The sequence below is a fragment of the Enterobacter sp. Tr-810 genome, assembly GCF_011752765.1.
GTDB classification, from domain to species: Bacteria; Pseudomonadota; Gammaproteobacteria; order Enterobacterales; family Enterobacteriaceae; genus Enterobacter; species Enterobacter soli.
Genome location: NZ_VWWW01000007.1, coordinates 180,351 through 198,082 on the forward strand (window position 1 = coordinate 180,351; position 17,732 = coordinate 198,082).

Below are 17,732 nucleotides of genomic sequence, written 5' to 3' on the forward strand. Positions count from 1 at the left end.
GAGAATCCTTAAGCGTAACGCAGCGGCAAGCTGACGCTAACGCGGGTGCCGTGGGTGCAGGAGATGGTCAATGTACCGCCGAGGGCCGTTACGCGTTCGCGCATTCCCGCCAGGCCAAAACCCTGCTGACCTGAACCCGGAGGCAAACCGCAGCCATCGTCTTCAATTACCAGCATCAGGCGTTCGTCCTGCTGCCAGCCCTGTAGGGTTACCGCGCTGGCGCTGGCGTGCTTAACGATATTATTCAGCCCTTCCTGGCAGACGCGGAACAGCGTGACGCGCTGGCCTTCACTCAGCCCCGGTTCATCAATGTGCCACTCGAGATGGCTGACAATCCCGCGGCTTTCCAGCTCCATCTCGCGCATCAGGGAACGCACCGCCTGCTCAAGGGAAAGGTCGTCCAGCTGGCGTGGACGCAGCCGCCCCAGCAGGCGGCGTACCGAGTCATACACACCGAGAGAAAGCTGTTCGATATGGGCCCCGCCCTGCTTCACGCCTGTGTTTTCTGCCGCCAGGCGCTGAACAATACCCGCCTGGGTGCGGATGGCGGTGATGGTCTGGCCGATGTCGTCGTGCAGCTCACGCGCCACCTCCTGGCGCACTGACTCTTCGGTTTCCAGCAGGCGTTCTGCCAGACGACGGTTGCGCGCCAGCTCGGTTTGCAACGACTGGTTCAGCTCACGCAGGCGCTGAATGCCCGCCCCGAGCAGCAGCCCGGTCAGGCTTTGCGCCAGCAGAGAAAGGAGTAAATCTACCGGATGATCGTGCCAGGTCTGGCTGGCAATCAGCGCAATGGCGTTCATCAGCGTGGCGATCAGCGCCCCCTGCCAGCCGTAATGCCAGGCAAGCGCAATGATCGGCAGCGCCAGACAAAACGGTGTAAAGCGTGAAAGCTCCGCAGGCAGGCCAAGCTGCAACCACAGGCTCACCACGAACAACAGCAGATACCAGATGAGATGCCGCGCACGCCAGTTTACCGGCTGAGACACCAGCCCCGGGCCGAGCGGCTGCCAGACGGTGCTGGTGAGGTAATGCCAGATAACCAGGCAGGTTGGCGCGAGCGTCAGGCCGCCGGTGAGGGTGAGCAGCAGCGCGTTGAGCATCTCTTTTTCACCCACCCACGGCAGGGACTGGAGCAGCGCGGCAGCAATCAGCGCCGCCCCCTGACGCAGCAGCGTGCGCCAGTCGCGCTGATGACGGTAGCGGGAGATAAGCGCAACCGGGAGAAGCGTAAGCAGGCTTCCGGTCATCAATAATGGCAGATGCGCCAGAGACACTTCCTGCGCCAGCCACACCAGCATCAGCCACTCGGCACCGAGCAGCACCGGCCAGTAGCCACGCGGGCATTGCAGCATCAATCCCAGACGCAGGCCAAACGGGAACAGCAGCACCGCCAGTTCCGGGCGTTCAACCAGATGCAGGCTGATGCTCCACAGGCAAAACCAGGCGGCAGAGAAGATAAAAAAGCTGGCGATGACGGCAATCAGCCGCGAGAAAACGGGACTCATTGCCAGGTATCAAACATGCGGCGCGCCAGCTCGACATCATTGCTGACACCGAGTTTTTCCATCAGGTTGGCGCGGTGAACGTGAACGGTTTTGGGTGACAACCCCAGTTCGGCGGCGATCTCTTTGACCGCCATCCCCTGCGCGAGTTTTTCCGCCACCTGGCGTTCGCGTCGGGTCAGCGGATCCTGGCGTCCTGCCGCCAGCTTGATGGCAATATCCGGCGTAAGGTAACAGCCCCCCGTCGACACGGTGCGTACGGCGGCAATCAGTTCATCCGGGCTACAGCGTTTGGAAAGGAATCCACGCGCTCCCGCGTTAAGCGCCTGTTCCACCAGCGCCGGGCTGTCGTGTACCGAGAGCATGATGGTCGACATCCCTTTCGGCAACTGGGTTAACAGCTCCAGCCCGGAGAGATCCGGCATTGAGATATCGCAGATACAGACCTGGACCCCGCGTCCGGGCAGACCGGCCAACGCCTCGCGGCCAGAACCGAACTCAGCCACCACCTGAAAATCAGGTTCGAGGCTCAAAAGCTGGGCAAATCCGGAGCGGACGATCAGGTGGTCGTCGATAAGGGCGATGGTGGTCATGGCGCGTTCCTGGCGGGCGGATAAAAAAACGCGCTTACCTTAACGATAAGCGCGTGGGTGTTCAAGCAATGAGCGATTTATTCGAAGAACACCGCAATTTTGTTAAACATGGTGGGATCGGACTGGTTGCGCGCCACTTTGGTCACATCTTCCAGTTTATCGATCTGCGCCATCATCTGTTCCAGACGTTGATCGTCGTTAACAAGCAGCCAGATGCGGCTGTGTTCACTGCCCTGAATCGGCAGACAGAGGATGCCTTCTACGTTAAACGCGCGGCGGGCAAACAGCCCGCAAACGTGCGTCATGACGCCAGGGTGGTTACGGACGGTGAGTTCCAGAATGACGTTATCATGTTGTTTCTGCATGGCTTATTCCCCCACCATCTCAGTATTTGCCGCACCCGGCGGCACCATCGGATACACTTTTTGTTGCGCGTCGATACGCACGTGGATCAGCGCCGGGCCCGGGCGAGAAATCGCCTCCTGCAACGCCGCGTGCGCGTCTTCTTCTGCATTCAGATCGCAGGTATGCAGGCCAAAACCGGCGGCAATTTGCATAAAGTTGATCATACCGGGGTAGGTCGCCGCAAACACGCCCTGCTTGTAGAACAGGCTCTGCTGCTGATGCACCAGCCCCAGCGCTTCGTTGTTCATCAGAATGATTTTCACGTCTAACTGGTTTTCGGCCGCGGTCGCCATTTCCTGAATGTTCATCATCAGGCTGCCGTCGCCGGAGAAGCAGATAACCTTGCGATCCGGGTTAGCCAGCGCCGCACCTACCGCCGCAGGCAGGCCAAAGCCCATGGTGCCCAGGCCGCCGGAGGTCAGCCACTGGCGCGGACGGTTCAGCGGATACGCCTGGGCAGTCCACATCTGATGCTGGCCCACGTCGGTGGTGATGATGGCGCTGTCGTCCACGCAGGCAGCAACGGCGTTAATCAGCCCGTAGTGGCTGAGCGGGTCGCCTTCGGTCGGGATGGCTCCCGGGAACTCTTTTTGCAGGTCTGCCACCAACTGACGCCAGTCTTCACGGCCTGTCGCGTCAGTTTGTGGGATCAGCTGTGACAGTACCTCGGCAACATCACCCTGAATCGCGACGTGCGGCTGTTTGATTTTGCCAAGCTCGGCGCGGTCGATATCCACGTGAATGATTTTGGCGTTCGGGCAGAACTGTTCGGTTTTACCAATCGCCCGGTCATCAAAACGCGCGCCAAGAACAATCAGTAAATCAGACTCTTGCAGAATGTAGTTGGTGCTACGCGCGCCGTGCATTCCCAGCATCCCCAGTGACAGCGGGTGCGCTTTTGGCAACATACCGAGTGCCATCAGGGTCATGGTGGTGGGCAGGTTGGCTTTTTCAGCGAACTGGCGCACCTCTTCTGAGGCGTTGATCGCCCCGCCCCCCAGATAGAGTACCGGGCGTTTGGCAGCGTTAATCATCGCCGCAGCATCACGCACGCTGTCAGCACTGAATTCTGGCGCAGGGGCACGGTCGCCCGGTTCAGGCAGCACGTCGATGTCGATCTCTGCGGTTTGCACATCCTTAGGAATGTCTATCCACACCGGGCCTGGACGGCCAGACTGGGCAATGCGGAACGCATCGCTGATAACCTGTGGAAGTTCGGCGATATCGCGAACTAAATAGTTATGTTTGGTGATGGGGATAGAGATGCCGTAGGTGTCCACTTCCTGGAACGCATCCGTACCAATCATCGACGACGGCACCTGGCCGGTAATGCAGATCAGCGGAATGGAGTCGAGGCGCGCATCGGCGATAGCGGTCACCAGGTTGGTCGCACCCGGCCCACTACAGGCCATACAGACCGCCGGTTTACCCTGCGTACGCGCCATGCCCTGGGCGATAAAACCTGCGCCCTGCTCGTGGCGTGCCAGTACGTGACGGATCTGCGTGCTTTGGCTTAACGCATCATACAGCGGCAGCACTGTCCCGCCAGGGATACCCGCAACTGTGGTGATGCCCTGTCGTTCCAGTAAATGAACGATTAACTGCGCGCCAGTAAAACGCGTCCTGGTGGATGTTGTGCCCGAAATTGCCATGCTCCAGTCCTTTTCTTCTGGGCCGACTTTCCGGGAGGCGTTTAAACGAAAAACCCCGCCCGGTTTGCGCCGGCGGGGTTTTGGAATCGTGTGTTGTTCCAGTCCCTACGGCGCATTGCCGACGACCACCACCACACGCACGACGACCACTGCGGCTGGTAGCGCAGTTTTTAGTAGGGTCGCGGTGTTCATGGATGTAGTCATTGGGGACCTGTGTTTGGAATCATTGATAGAATTTATACAAACACAGGTTTTTCAGCGTGACAATGGAAATATTTTCATGCGCGCAAAAATGCGTCAGGGATCACGTTTCGGCTGTTGAGTAATTTGGTGAATTTCATCGTGACGGGAAAAGGGTTTAGCCCTGACAAATTAAGAGATTACCAAACGGTTGGCAAAGTCTGAAAATCCACGGAAATCATTTAACCCTCATACTGAAGTGGTTATTCTTTGTGCTCACCAAAACGGTGATTTACGTTAGGGAAAACAGATGAAAATCTATTTCATCGCTTTTATTGCCACAATCACGCTGCTAAACGGGTGCGACAAGCCTGTCAAAACCGAGCCCACGCCGCCCGGCGGGGGCGGCACCATCGAAGCCATCAACCACACCAGTTGGGCCATTAACCGCTTCAGCGTTAACGGACAGTCCGGCCTCGATATTATCAACCCCTATTCCGGCGGCGGCGGGGGTTGCTGCTTTGGCGTAAAAGGCCCCTGGCAGCCCGGCATGACCGTGCAGGTTGACTGGGAAACCGGCGTTGCCTTCGCCAGCGATGTGCCGGAAATTCCTGAGCCTGAAAGGCCTGACCTGAGCGGAGTGAGTGAGAAAGAGGCAGACAAATTAGCGCAGGCATATTCCGATAAAAAGGAAGAATGGTACGAGAAGCTTAAAGCCTTCAGTAAAAAACATACCCGACTCGTTCCCCTGCCCGACTACACCGGCCAGAAAACCTGCGGCATCACCGTGCATTTCCTGCCCTGCGACCAGGTGAAGGTCACCACCAGCTGTGCCGCCTACGGCAGCCCGGATTACCCCATCAAAGAACGCGTGCAAATGGAGAAGCCGACAGTATGTCCTCAATGAACTCAATTATCCTTCTGGCAGCCATTCTGGTGCTGGCCGGGTGCGACAAGCCTGTCAAAACAGAGCCCGCACCGCCCGGCGGGGGCGGCACCATCGAAGCCATTAACCACACCAGCTGGGCCATTAACCGCTTCAGCGTTAACGGACAGTCCGGCCTCGATATTATCAACCCCTATTCCGGCGGCGGCGGGGGTTGCTGCTTTGGCGTAAAAGGCCCCTGGCAGCCCGGAATGACCGTGCAGGTTGACTGGGAAACCGGCGTCGCCTTCGCCAGCGATGTGCCGGAAATTCCTGAGCCTGATGAACCAGATACAACCGGAATGAACCGCAATGAACGACACAATGCATGGCAGGCATATACCGAGCGACGCCGTGAATGGCGCAAAATCATTAAAGCGAGGAATAAACAACATTCTTTAAATGTCCCCCTGCCCGACTACACCAGCCAGAAAACCTGCGGCATCACCGTGCATTTCCTGCCCTGCGACCAGGTAAAGGTCACCACCAGCTGTGCCGCCTACGGCAGCCCGGACTACCCCATCAAAGAACGCGTGCAAATGGAGAAGCCGACAGTATGTCCAAATTAAATCCTGCCAGCGTCTGGTTCCCCCCTGAATTTCCCGACAGGGGAAGACTTCCAAAGGATAAATCCATAATCGGCAAAAACTGCAAACAGCATGACAGCCTGGACATACAGCACCATGATGCACTGTGCGCGGCAGCTAACCGCCGGGTTGCACACCCCTGCTGTAAGACCCTGCATATCAGCCTGTTCTTTGACGGTACGGGCAATAACCTGAACCATGACCTCTTTGAATCCACCCCACCCCATCCCACCAATATCGCCCGCCTGTTTCGCGCCACCATCGGGCAGGGCTACGCTGGCGGCTCGCGAGCCCATACCGCGGAGCTGGTTGATCAAGAGGGCTCGGCGGGCAACCAGTATTACAAATATTATATGCCCGGCGTGGGCACGCCCTTTCCGGAGGTGATGGATCTCGATTTCAGCGATGAGGGGCTCAAGTATGCCACTGGTGGTGAAGAGCGCATTAACTGGGCGCTGCTGCGCCTCATTGATGCCCTGCGCCAGACTCTCGGTCTGAATAAACTGAGTGATAACGAAAACTGGCTCGCCGTCCAGTCCATGGCCACCACCTATACCGAAGCAAAAGTGTCGGGCGAATACCGCCGCCATACCGCGTTTTTCCGGCTGCTCAACGGGTTAGGTAAGACGCTGCACGTCGCGTTAACCCAGCCCGAGCCCGGCAAACCAAAGCTGCTGGGCATCAAGCTGTATGTCTACGGGTTTTCCCGCGGCGCAGCGTCTGCCCGGGCCTTTGTGAACTGGCTGAACCAGCTGCTTTCCCCGTCCGGCGCAGGTGCACTGCTTCCCTTCTGCCTGGCCACTGAGCACGGCGAAATCCCCGTCAGCATCGAGTTTCTCGGGCTGCTGGATACGGTGGCCTCCGTCGGCATCGCCCACATCGCCCCGGTGGCCGAAGGCCATATGAGCTGGGCCGACGGCACGATGGAACTGCCGGATAACACCCTGATTAAACGCTGCGTGCACCTGGTCTCCTCCCACGAGCAGCGGCTGTGCTTTCCGCTTGATTCCATCTGCCGCACAGACGGACGGTATCCGGAATATGCCGTTGAAGTGGTTTATCCCGGCATGCATTCGGATGTGGGCGGGGGATATCCGCCAGGCGATCAGGGAAAAGCAAATGCTGGTATTGATGATTTTCTGATGTCCCAGATTTGCTTAAACGAAATGTTTGCTGCCGCTTTTGCTGCTGGGGCGCCACTTAAGATACAAGAAAAATCACTCCTGGATGATTTAAAAAAGGACAGGTGGAGGGTTATGCCGGAAGCCCTCATCGACGAATTTAACGTTGACCCATCCGTCATCCAGCGCTTCAACGCCTGGCGGCAGCTCACCCTTAACCTGCCGCCCAGCGAAACCGGCATTCCCGATGAACAGACCACCCACTACTCCCCCGTTCGCGCAGATATCAACGTTATTGAAGCGCTGGAGCGACAAACGGGCTGGATCACCGCATGGCGAATCGGCCGCTACGCTCACGGCACCTTCCGTGAACAAAACTTTTACCGCGACGCCGCCGCCAACGATCAGGATAAAGATCGCGATCCCGCCGTCAGGGCCGAACGGGAGCGGGAGCGTGCCAAAACGCAAAAAGACATTGAGCGGGTGCGTATTCATGAGATCAGCAAAAAACAGAGGGGCGAGTTTGTACTGCAATCGACAGGCCCGAAAGACTTCGATGCCCGTCTTGGACAAACGCAGCTTTCAGAGGCTGCCATTGAATTTAAAGAGGATTATCAGCAGATCCCCCGCACTCATACAAAAAGCTTTACCTATGCCACGCTCGATTACTTCAGGGGATTTGTGTACGCCTTTAATCAGGATGATGTGCCCGTTGAATATAAAAAAATCAAAGCGGCTGGAGAGGCGCATCTGGCCACGCTGTTCCCATTACAGGGTGAACGCCACAATGCCAGTGAACCCTCCGGGCTGGTGAGAGCGCTGTTTGATGACCAGGTGCATGACTCCCGCGCCTGGTTTATGCACAGCGCGCTTGGCGCACGCGAACCCTGGGGAAGCTATTTTCTGTACCGCATGATTTACTTCGGGGAGGCCACCAGCAAGCAGGTTAAGCCTCTCGCGATGCTGGGGTATGTGGCAGGCCTGGGCTACCCCATCTCAACGCACCAGATTAATTTCCTCATTGAGATGATTGAGAAACCCCGTACACCCGGAGAACCCGCTTCTGTCGAACAGAAGATTTCCCTGGTAGATGCCGGAACAGGCTATCCGCTGGGCGTTCTGCAGGATAAAACGCGGCAAATTCCGTGCGTTAACTACCCGGCAACGGCGCTCGCTGAATGCCAGAGAGTGCATGAAATGGCTGTTGAGCAGCAGAAGGCCCGGGTTTTATCTCTTTTCAGTAACAAACGCTGAGCGCAGCGGATGACCACAGACAAGGAATGCCCGATGAAATGTTTGCCCTTTTTATGTCTGGCAGCAGTCTCCCTGCTGACGGCCTGCGACAAGCCCGTAAAAACAGAGCCCGCACCGCCCGGCGGGGGCGGCACCATCGAAGCCATTAACCACACCAGCTGGGCCATTAACCGCTTCAGCGTTAACGGACAGTCCGGCCTCGATATTATCAACCCCTATTCCGGCGGCGGCGGGGGTTGCTGCTTTGGCGTAAAAGGCCCCTGGCAGCCCGGTATGACCGTGCAGATTGACTGGGAAACAGGTGTCGCCTTTGCCAGCAATGTACCGGAAATTCCTGAGCCTGAAAGGCCTGTTTTAACAGGTAAAAGCCGGGAAGAAAGATACAAATTAGCGCAGGCATATTCCGATAAATATCACGAGTGGTATGAAAAGATTAAAGCCTACAGTAAAAAACATACCCGGCTCATTCCCCTGCCCGACTACACCGGCCAGAAAACCTGCGGCATCACCGTGCATTTCCTGCCCTGCGACCAGGTGAAGGTCACCACCAGCTGTGCCGCCTACGGAAACCCGGATTACCCCATCAAAGAACGCGTGCAAATGGAGAAGCCAACAGTATGCCCAAACAAGACGCTGGCAAAGTAACGTCGCCGCAGCGAATCACTTGATGCAGAAAACAAAAAACCCCGCCGGAGCGAGGTTTTTTTCAGGGTTTGCGGCTGGTAACCGCAGAACACACTGTGTTACGTCAACGCAAAAAGTATACGCGATCGGCGACGAACGCGCAATTTAAGGCACGGATTTTGACGTATCTGAGTATGTACCCTCTGGTAATTTTTGTCCATAAAATACTGTTCATGCATACAGTATTTATCTATACTGAGGGTGTTCGCAGTGCGCGAGGGGGCCGCTGTTTTACCGGCGCAATAAAGTCCTGGCTGAAACGGGTGGTGCCGTCAGTGCCTTAACCCCTGAAGTGAGCACACTGTGTTACGTCAATCCAGGTGCTGGCAACAGGCGGCGGAAAGGTACGCCAGCATCGTGCTCCTTTTTTACCAAAAGGAGACGCGTATGAGCATCGTGGATATGGTAGTTCTTATCCTCAAACTCATTGTTGCTGCACTGCAACTGCTTGATGCCGTCCTGAAATACCTGCGGTGATTCAGGTTCAAGTCGCACCTGAGAGGGGCGGGCAACCGCCCCTCTTTAATAACGAGGGAATGCTATGTCGCGTCTGTTAATTGAACCCATTACACCTGAAGAACCCGGGTATATTGCCCTGAAAACTGAAAGCATCACGCTGAATTTCAACATGCTACGCAGGCTGGAAGAGAACTGGCAGCGCGGTGAAAACCGCTTTAACGCACCGGGTGAAAAACTGCTGGGGGCGTTTCTGAACGGCAAACTGGTGGGCGTATGCGGCCTTAACCGCGATCCGTTTAGCCAGCAGCCGCGGGCCGGACGCATTCGCCATCTCTATATCAGCGAAAAGTGTCGCGGTCAGGGTATCGGCAAACAGCTGCTGGCCGTGGTGATGGTGGATGCCAGCATCTGGTTTGATTTTCTCAATACCCATGCACCGGAAACGGCCTATGCGTTCTACCATCATGCCGGGTTTACGCGGGTTTCCGACGAGCCACGGGTCACGCACCGTCTTTTTTGCGCGGTGTAACGGGCTGGCAGCATGAAAAGGTGAATGTTACAGTTGAATGACAATTCACCATCCGATAAACCATGACCATCACCGTTTTCTGCATTTTGCTGTTCGCCGCACTGCTACATGCCAGCTGGAATGCCATTGTCAAAGCCGGAACGGACAAACTCTATTCTGCGATCAGCGTCAGCGGCTCCGCCACGCTTATTGCGCTGATCTTACTGCCATTCTCACCACAGCCTTCTGCCGCCAGTTGGCCATTTTTGATTGTCTCCTGTGCATTACAGGTGGTGTATACGGTGCTGGTGGCAAAAACCTATCAGATTTCTGACATGAGCCAAACCTATCCACTGATGCGCGGCACAGCACCGCTTTTGGTCGCGCTGGTCAGCGTTCTGGCTCTGGGGGATACACTCTCCTGGATGGCCTGGTCCGGCATCGGCGTGATCTGCCTTTCGATTCTGGCAATGGCGATGAACGGGCGGATGCAATCACGCAAGGGGATCACGTTTGCGCTATTGAACGCCTGCTTTATCGCGGGGTATACCCTCGTGGACGGCACCGGGGTGCGTTTATCGGAAACGGCGCTGGGTTATACGCTGTGGACATTCTTTATGAACGGTTTTTGCCTGCTGAGCTGGGCAATGGTGGCGCGCCGTCGCGAAGCTTCCAGCTATCTGCGCCTGCACTGGAAAAAAGGCCTGCTCGGTGGCATCGGGACGATGGGTTCTTACGGCCTGGCATTATGGGCGATGACTCAAGCACCATTGGCCGTGGTGGCAGCACTACGGGAAACCTCCATTCTCTTTGGTGCACTGATCGCGTTTCTCCTTCTAAAAGAAAACGTTGCTGGCCTGCGCATTGCCGCGGCGCTGGGTATTGCCGGCGGGGCGATCCTGCTTCGACTGGCCTAAATCGCTGGCAACATTAGTTGCCAATCTTGTTTACAAAACCTGCCTAAGTGTCTTCTTCCATTCATCACAGCAATGCTTAATTTGTCATCTCATTGTGGTAGATTCCTCGCGCATTTATGGGAATGCGTAGTCACTTATTCTTTATTTCTCTCTTTTGGCAAAAGTATTCAGCGACATGAAAAAACAAAGGAACGTTAACTTATTGTTGATGCTGGTGTTACTGGTGGCCGTCGGTCAGATGGCGCAAACCATCTACATTCCGGCGATCGCCGACATGGCAAAGGAACTGAACGTCCGCGAGGGCGCAGTGCAGAGCGTTATGGCCGCTTATCTGCTGACCTATGGCGTCTCTCAGCTGTTCTACGGCCCGCTGTCCGATCGCGTCGGGCGTCGCCCGGTGATTCTGGTGGGGATGTGTATTTTCATGGCGGCAACGGTGATTGCCATTACCACCCATAGCCTGACGGTACTAATTGCCGCCAGCGCTCTGCAAGGCGTTGGGACCGGCGTTGGCGGGGTGATGGCGCGTACCTTGCCACGCGACCTGTATCAGGGCACCCAGCTTCGCCATGCCAACAGTCTGCTGAATATGGGCATTCTGGTGAGTCCGCTGCTGGCCCCGCTGATTGGCGGCCTGCTGGATACGATGTGGTCGTGGCGTGCCTGCTACGCCTTCCTGCTGGTGCTGTGTGTGATTGTGACCTTCAGCATGGCGCGCTGGATGCCGGAAACGCGCCCTACCGATGCACCGCGCACCAAACTTATCACCAGCTATAAAACGCTGTTCGGCAACGGGGCGTTCACCTGCTACCTGTTGATGTTGATCGGCGGCCTGGCGGGGATTGCCGTGTTTGAAGCCTGCTCCGGCGTGCTGTTAGGCGCAGGGCTTGGCCTCAGCAGTATGGTGGTGAGTATCCTGTTTATCCTGCCTATTCCGGCGGCGTTTTTCGGCGCATGGTTTGCCGGGCGCCCGAACAAACGTTTCTCCACGCTGATGTGGCAGTCAGTGATTAGCTGCCTGCTGGCGGGCGTGATGATGTGGATCCCAGGGTTGTTCGGCGTGATGACCGTCTGGACGCTGCTTATCCCGGCGGCGCTGTTCTTCTTCGGTGCAGGGATGCTGTTCCCGCTCGCCACCAGTGGCGCAATGGAGCCGTTCCCGTTCCTCGCAGGCACGGCGGGCGCACTGGTGGGTGGTTTGCAGAATATCGGTTCCGGGGCGCTGGCCTGGCTTTCTGCGCTGTTGCCACAAACCGGTCAGGCTAGTTTGGGTTTGCTGATGACGCTGATGGGGCTGCTGATTTTACTGTGCTGGCTGCCGCTGGCGTCCCGTGTCCCGCATCATGAGCAACCGGTTTAACCGCATGATGGCCCGGCTTTTCGACGGGCTTTTCACACTCAGGTGTAATCATGGTCTGCAATAAGGGCTCTGGCGCAGGCCGCCAGGCCCCTTCTTCCCCGTCATAAAACTGGAAATCGGCGTTAATGGCATACGGGATTTTCGCCTTTTGCAGTTCACAGGCCATAAACGTGGCAAACGCCAGCTGCGACGCCGTTGGCGTCAACCGGCTTGATTCGCCCACTCCCCATCCGCCCACCCAGCTGACATGTCCGGTTTTTTGCTGCCAGTGCAGCGCGATGTTAATCCGGTTGTGAATGGCCGCTTTTTCGGCCGCCGTACCGGACGTCCACGGGTATTTGCCGTTATTTTTCAGCGGCCCCCACGGGAAGATATGCCACTCGGCCAGCAGATAGTTTTGGCTATGTGCAGGCAGCTTCATGCTGGATAAATCTTCCGGCGCGGCGCGCAGACGTGGCGCGATAAAAATCATGCGATTCGCATCAATGCTGTGAATGACTTTGATCGTTTTCTCGTACACCCGGTTCAGCGAAGCCTGGTTATGGTTAAGCTTATCCGCAGGCTCATAGATCAGATCAAACCCAAGTAGCGGTGAGCTTTGGCCAAAATAGTGCGCCACCGCAATCCACCAGTTGATCACCTCTTTTTCATTATCCGCTTTCGGGTCGTTTTTATATTCGTCAGCCTGATAAGAGATGATGGGGATCACCCCGTATTGCTCGCACGCCTCTACCAGTTTACGCAGATGAATGAGCCGCGCTTCGGTGGGTTCATCCGCCACGCGAATACGCACATGCGTTAACCCTTTGGCGCGAAAATCACGAACCACCAGTGGATCGAATTCCCGGATGCCGCGTTCGGTGCGCGCCCAGTCGACATCAATACCCACGCCAAGCTGCTGCGCGTAAAGTGCAGCCGTCAGCGGCGGCTCAGCGGCGATGGCCCAGCCGGAAGTTAGCAATAACGCAGTGGCAATGAGAGGCTTAAACACGTTGTACCTTGCGAGAAATCAAAAGCAATAACTTGTATTTAGCACGCTTTTTCACATTTCGTGTAGAGCCAAAGCGTAATAAATCTTCACTGTGCCATCGCCTTCAGCCAGCTGATAAAGGCATCAATTTTTGGCCACTGCCGCCCGGACGGGGTGGAAACATAATAGTGCTGATGGCATTTCAGCGTTTTCTCGCCAAAGGGGGCTATCAGCTCTCCGCGTTCAAGGCGCTTTTGCACCAGCCGTTTACGCCCCATTGCCACCCCCACGTGATTCATGGCGGCAATAATGGCTAAGTCAGAACGATCGAAGCCAATTCCCGATGATGGCGGCATATTGACTGCAAAGTGCTGCGCCCAGCTAAACCACTCGTCGGTGCCGGAGTCATTGCTCCAGGCCTGGCGGTCGTGCAGCAAAGTGCAGTGTCGAAGGTTATCCGGGTTCTGAAGTAGCGCATGTTGTTGAGCATATTCCGGGGAACACACCGGCAGGATAGCCTCATCCATCAGAAAGTGGTGAGACAGATGATTTGGCGGCGTATCGTCGAAATAGAGCGCCAGATCGACACCCGTTCGCTGCATATTTACATAATCATTGCCGGTCAGAATGGTCAGCGAGATCGACGGATACCGGCGGGTGAAGTCCCCCAGCATCGGCACCAGCCAGCACTGGGCAATCGACGGACGAGAGTAAACCGTCAGGGTGCCGGACAGTTCCTGGTTTTTAATATCCAGGATCTCCTGATTCAGGGTGTCCAGCGACGATTTTAACGTCCAGTACACGCGTTTCCCTTCCTGGGTCAGCTCCACTTTGCGGTGCGAGCGCACAAACAGCTGAATGCCCAACTCCTCTTCCAGCAGGTTGATGCGGTGACTGACCGCACTGGGACTGAGCGAGAGTTCCTCCGCCGCCAGCGCAAAGGATTCGTGCCGTGCCGCCACTTCAAAGGTGTACATTTTTGACAACTGCCAGCCATTTAACAGGCGGTTTCTGGCCTCATTTGCATCATTCATCGCCATTCTCACTCTCGTTTTATGTGCCCAGAATACCTTTCAGAGATGAATTTATGTGAACCAAACACAAAATAAGTGTGCTTTTTAGAGATTAGTCACTTACTTGATTCAATCTGACTCATCTGAAAGGCAATTTATATCGTTTGTCAGCCCATGCCGTTTTTTCGTCCAATACCCGCAGATTACTTAAGGGTGAGGTGAGATATGGGATCTCAGGTCTGGGTTGTGGCGACGCTGCTCATCAGCATCGTGTTGATTGTATTAACCATCGTAAAACTGAAGTTTCACCCGTTCCTGGCGCTACTGCTGGCGAGCTTTTTCGTCGGTGCCATGATGGGGATGGGCCCGCTGGATATGGTGAATGCCATTGAGAGCGGGATTGGCGGCACGCTGGGCTTCCTGGCTGCGGTGATTGGCCTGGGGACAATCCTCGGCAAGATGATGGAAGTGTCCGGCGCGGCGGAGCGTATCGGCATCACGCTTCAGCGCTGCCGCTGGTTATCTGCTGATGTGATTATGGTGCTGGTGGGGATGATTTGTGGCATCACGCTGTTTGTGGAAGTGGGTGTGGTATTACTGATCCCGCTGGCTTTCTCGATTGCCAAAAAAACCCAGACCTCGTTACTGAAGCTGGCGATCCCACTCTGTACTGCGCTGATGGCCGTGCACTGCGTGGTGCCTCCGCACCCGGCGGCGCTGTTCGTCACCAACAAACTGGGTGCCGATGTAGGGACAGTTATCGTTTACGGCTTACTGGTTGGCCTGATGGCCTCGCTGGTAGGCGGCCCGCTGTTTCTGAAACTGCTCGGTAATCGCCTGCCGTTCAAACCGGTTCCGGCAGAGTTCTCTGACCTGAAAGTTCGGGAAGAACACACGCTGCCGTCACTTGGGGCAACGCTGTTCACGGTGCTACTGCCCATTGGCCTGATGCTGGTGAAAACCATCGCCGAGCTGAACATGGCGAAAACAGGCACGCTGTACACGGTACTGGAATTTATTGGCAACCCGATCACCGCGATGTTTATCGCCGTGTTTGTTGCCTACTACCTGCTTGGGCTGCGCCAGCATATGGGGATGGGCACTATGCTCACCCATACTGAACACGGCTTTGGCTCTATCGCTAACATTCTGCTGATCATCGGTGCGGGCGGGGCGTTTAACGCTATCCTCAAAACCAGCGGGCTGGCCGATACGCTGGCGCAAATCCTGTCGAACCTGCATATGCATCCGATCCTGCTCGCCTGGCTGGTGGCGTTAGTTCTGCACGCTGCGGTAGGCTCAGCCACCGTCGCGATGATGGGCGCAACTGCCATCGTGGCCCCGATGCTACCGCTGTATCCGAACGTCAGCCCGGAAATCATTACCATTGCCATCGGCTCTGGCGCCATTGGCTGCACGATCGTGACCGATTCCCTCTTCTGGCTTGTGAAGCAATACTGCGGCGCGACCCTGAATGAGACGTTCAAATACTATACGACGGCGACCTTTATCGCCTCGGTGCTTGCACTTGGCGGCACATTCCTGCTTTCTTTCATTATCTGAGCGCGAAGAGATTTATTATGGAAAACGCAACTATCACCACGCTAATCGCACAGTTCCCTCTGGTTGAGGATCTGGTTGCCCTGAAAGAAACCACCTGGTTTAACCCGCGTACCACCTCGCTTGAAGAAGGGTTGCCGTATGTCGGGCTGACCAAAGCCGACGTGGACGACGCTCATGCACGGCTAAACCGCTTCGCGCCGTATCTGGCGAAAGCATTCCCGGAAACGGCCGCCACCCACGGGATTATTGAATCTGAACTGGTGGCCATTCCGGCCATGCACAAGCGGCTGGAGAAAGAGTTCGGCACCACGATCCCCGGCACGCTGTTGCTGAAAAAAGACAGCCACCTGCCAATTTCCGGCTCGATTAAAGCGCGCGGCGGTATCTATGAGGTGCTGACTCACGCGGAAAAACTGGCGCTGGCGGCGGGCCTGCTCAGCGTTGATGACGATTACAGTATCCTGCTGGAGCCACGCTTTAAGGACTTTTTCAGTCAGTACAGCATTGCGGTAGGGTCGACCGGCAACCTGGGGATGTCTATCGGGATCATGAGTGCGCGGATCGGTTTTAAGGTCACGGTGCATATGTCTGCCGACGCCCGTGAATGGAAAAAAGCCAAACTGCGCAGCCACGGCGTGATTGTCGTCGAATACGAGCAGGATTACGGCGTGGCGGTGGAGCAAGGGCGCAAAGCAGCGGAGAGCGATCCGAACTGCTTCTTCATCGACGATGAAAACTCCCGCACGCTGTTCCTGGGTTACGCGGTGGCGGGCGAACGTCTGAAAGCACAGTTTGCCGCACAGGGCCGTGTGGTGGATGCGCAGCACCCGCTGTACGTCTACCTGCCATGTGGTGTGGGCGGTGGTCCTGGCGGTGTGGCGTTTGGTCTGAAGCTGGCCTTCGGCGACAACGTTCACTGTTTCTTTGCCGAGCCAACCCACTCCCCTTGTATGCTGTTGGGCGTCTACACGGGCCTGCACGACGAGATTGCGGTGCAGGATCTGGGGATCGACAACGTAACGGCAGCCGATGGGCTGGCGGTAGGTCGTGCGTCTGGTTTCGTAGGCCGGGCGATGGAGCGCTTGCTCGACGGATTCTATACCTTAAGCGATCAGAGCATGTATGACATGCTCGGCTGGCTGGCGCAGGAAGAAGGTATTCGTCTGGAGCCCTCGGCGCTGGCGGGTATGGCCGGGCCGGTGCGCGTCCAGGCCAACGCCACCCACCTCGTATGGGCGACCGGCGGCGGTATGGTGCCGGAAGACGAAATGGCGAAGTATCTGGCGAAGGGCCGTTAAGGGGTTTTGTGTATCCCTCTCCTGTGGGAGAGGGATCGATTTTTTTTACAGATTCAGGATCTGCTGAATATGGGTGACGGCAAACAGCAAAGCCAGTGACAACACGGCCAGCGCGATCAGAAACTTATCCCGCACCGCTTTTGGTTGTACAAAGTCGTCCTGAGCAACATCCATCAGGTTACGGCTGCGGGTATAACGCCACAAAATGATCGCCACCAACGCCAGCACAACAAGAGAAACCCAGAACGGCGCGCCTGTGCGATGCCAGTTGTGTTTAATAGCCAGCGCGATCAGCGCGCCATATCCCAGTAGCGTACGTAGCCAGGCCAGCGAGGTTCGTTCCGGCTGCAAGCCGGGATCGGCTTCGCGGCGCGCTTTGCGGCTATCCGCCATAGAACACCAGCACCATCACCACTCCTGCCACCGTCAACAGTATCGCGCTGATAATTAATAACCCGCGCGTGTAGGGCAGATCCTGCTTCAGGCGCATCGCCTTTTCGTTACGTAACCAGCGCAGGTAGCCGTAAATCGCCAGCACGCCCGCAAACAGGCACAGCAGCAGGGCCAACACTTCGCGGATCAACGGGGTCGCAAAATCCGGGGCCAGCTGGTCAAGGCCGACACCCGCAGCGAGAAAGCCCAGTGCAGTACGTATCCACGCTAAAAATGTACGTTCATTGGCCAGCGAGAAGCGGTAGTCCGGGGCTTCGCCGAGGCGAGAAATTTTCATGAAGGTTC

Annotated in this window: 19 protein-coding genes; 10 read left to right on the forward strand and 9 right to left on the reverse strand. The window is 56.5% G+C overall.

Translation table 11 applies throughout. From position 1 onward, the window contains the following. Positions 1-8: 8 nt before the first annotated feature. The 5 genes from uhpB to ivbL all read right to left on the reverse strand — a co-directional run bounded on the left by uhpB (position 9) and on the right by ivbL (position 4,359). A complete protein-coding gene (gene uhpB / locus F3J30_RS18800) occupies positions 9-1,508 on the reverse strand; it encodes a signal transduction histidine-protein kinase/phosphatase UhpB (RefSeq protein ID WP_014068279.1) in 1,500 nt (499 codons plus the stop codon). Beyond that, the gene (uhpA, locus tag F3J30_RS18805) at positions 1,505-2,098 is read right to left on the reverse strand and encodes a transcriptional regulator UhpA (RefSeq protein WP_014068278.1); all 594 of its coding nucleotides are present in this window, start codon (positions 2,096-2,098) and stop codon (positions 1,505-1,507) included. Before uhpA ends, uhpB begins: the two co-directional genes overlap by 4 nt. A gap of 77 nt (positions 2,099-2,175) precedes the next feature. After that, entirely contained in the window at positions 2,176-2,463 is a 288-nt protein-coding gene (gene ilvN, locus F3J30_RS18810; RefSeq protein ID WP_010426528.1) for an acetolactate synthase small subunit, read from the reverse strand. A 3-nt stretch (positions 2,464-2,466) separates the two neighbouring features. Further along, positions 2,467-4,155 carry an acetolactate synthase large subunit gene (gene ilvB, locus F3J30_RS18815; RefSeq protein ID WP_166718194.1) on the reverse strand — a complete coding sequence of 563 codons (1,689 nt, stop codon included), beginning with the start codon at positions 4,153-4,155 and terminating at the stop codon, positions 2,467-2,469. A gap of 105 nt (positions 4,156-4,260) precedes the next feature. Continuing rightward, a complete protein-coding gene (gene ivbL, locus F3J30_RS18820; protein ID WP_166718195.1) occupies positions 4,261-4,359 on the reverse strand; it encodes an ilvB operon leader peptide IvbL in 99 nt (32 codons plus the stop codon). Between the two features lie 286 nt (positions 4,360-4,645). Between ivbL and F3J30_RS18825 the strand changes: the two genes are divergently transcribed. From F3J30_RS18825 to emrD, 8 genes are all read left to right on the forward strand, one after another. After that, on the forward strand, positions 4,646-5,242 hold the full coding sequence (locus tag F3J30_RS18825; RefSeq protein WP_166718196.1) for a DUF3304 domain-containing protein: 597 nt from the start codon (positions 4,646-4,648) through the stop codon (positions 5,240-5,242). Continuing rightward, a complete protein-coding gene (locus F3J30_RS18830) occupies positions 5,230-5,829 on the forward strand; it encodes a DUF3304 domain-containing protein (RefSeq protein WP_166718197.1) in 600 nt (199 codons plus the stop codon). Before F3J30_RS18825 ends, F3J30_RS18830 begins: the two co-directional genes overlap by 13 nt. Continuing rightward, positions 5,817-8,222: a DUF2235 domain-containing protein gene (locus F3J30_RS18835; RefSeq protein ID WP_166718198.1), complete on the forward strand. Its 2,406-nt coding sequence runs from the start codon at positions 5,817-5,819 to the stop codon at positions 8,220-8,222. Before F3J30_RS18830 ends, F3J30_RS18835 begins: the two co-directional genes overlap by 13 nt. A gap of 33 nt (positions 8,223-8,255) precedes the next feature. Next, a complete protein-coding gene (locus F3J30_RS18840) occupies positions 8,256-8,867 on the forward strand; it encodes a DUF3304 domain-containing protein (RefSeq protein WP_166718199.1) in 612 nt (203 codons plus the stop codon). Between the two features lie 426 nt (positions 8,868-9,293). Beyond that, entirely contained in the window at positions 9,294-9,383 is a 90-nt protein-coding gene (gene tisB, locus F3J30_RS18845) for a type I toxin-antitoxin system toxin TisB (protein ID WP_166718200.1), read from the forward strand. 64 nt (positions 9,384-9,447) lie between these two features. Further along, complete coding sequence (locus tag F3J30_RS18850; protein WP_166718201.1) at positions 9,448-9,894, forward strand: GNAT family N-acetyltransferase; 447 nt, start codon at positions 9,448-9,450, stop codon at positions 9,892-9,894. A gap of 62 nt (positions 9,895-9,956) precedes the next feature. Beyond that, positions 9,957-10,790, forward strand: a complete 834-nt coding sequence (locus F3J30_RS18855) for an EamA family transporter (RefSeq protein ID WP_166718202.1) — start codon at positions 9,957-9,959, stop codon at positions 10,788-10,790. A 175-nt stretch (positions 10,791-10,965) separates the two neighbouring features. Next, positions 10,966-12,150 carry a multidrug efflux MFS transporter EmrD gene (emrD, locus tag F3J30_RS18860; protein ID WP_166718203.1) on the forward strand — a complete coding sequence of 395 codons (1,185 nt, stop codon included), beginning with the start codon at positions 10,966-10,968 and terminating at the stop codon, positions 12,148-12,150. Here emrD and F3J30_RS18865 read toward each other — a convergent pair. Together F3J30_RS18865 and dsdC are read right to left on the reverse strand one after the other, a co-directional pair. Continuing rightward, entirely contained in the window at positions 12,053-13,141 is a 1,089-nt protein-coding gene (locus F3J30_RS18865; RefSeq protein ID WP_166718204.1) for a cellulase family glycosylhydrolase, read from the reverse strand. The two genes, emrD and F3J30_RS18865, sit on opposite strands and share 98 nt — an antisense overlap. An 86-nt stretch (positions 13,142-13,227) precedes the next feature. Next, positions 13,228-14,154 (reverse strand): DNA-binding transcriptional regulator DsdC, encoded by a 927-nt coding sequence (dsdC, locus tag F3J30_RS18870; protein WP_166718238.1) that lies wholly within the window; start codon positions 14,152-14,154, stop codon positions 13,228-13,230. Between the two features lie 204 nt (positions 14,155-14,358). Here dsdC and dsdX point away from each other — a divergent pair, with 204 nt between their 5' ends. Together dsdX and dsdA are read left to right on the forward strand one after the other, a co-directional pair. Continuing rightward, complete coding sequence (gene dsdX / locus F3J30_RS18875) at positions 14,359-15,696, forward strand: D-serine transporter DsdX (protein ID WP_166718205.1); 1,338 nt, start codon at positions 14,359-14,361, stop codon at positions 15,694-15,696. A 17-nt stretch (positions 15,697-15,713) separates the two neighbouring features. After that, positions 15,714-16,994, forward strand: a complete 1,281-nt coding sequence (dsdA, locus tag F3J30_RS18880; protein ID WP_166718206.1) for a D-serine ammonia-lyase — start codon at positions 15,714-15,716, stop codon at positions 16,992-16,994. Between the two features lie 45 nt (positions 16,995-17,039). On the opposite strand, the gene F3J30_RS18885 is transcribed toward dsdA, so the two are convergent. Together F3J30_RS18885 and F3J30_RS18890 are read right to left on the reverse strand one after the other, a co-directional pair. Next, complete coding sequence (locus tag F3J30_RS18885) at positions 17,040-17,387, reverse strand: DUF202 domain-containing protein (RefSeq protein ID WP_166718207.1); 348 nt, start codon at positions 17,385-17,387, stop codon at positions 17,040-17,042. Continuing rightward, positions 17,377-17,724, reverse strand: coding sequence for a YidH family protein (locus tag F3J30_RS18890; RefSeq protein ID WP_014068263.1), 348 nt, complete (start codon positions 17,722-17,724; stop codon positions 17,377-17,379). The genes F3J30_RS18885 and F3J30_RS18890 overlap by 11 nt, the downstream gene beginning before the upstream one ends. Positions 17,725-17,732: the final 8 nt, after the last annotated feature.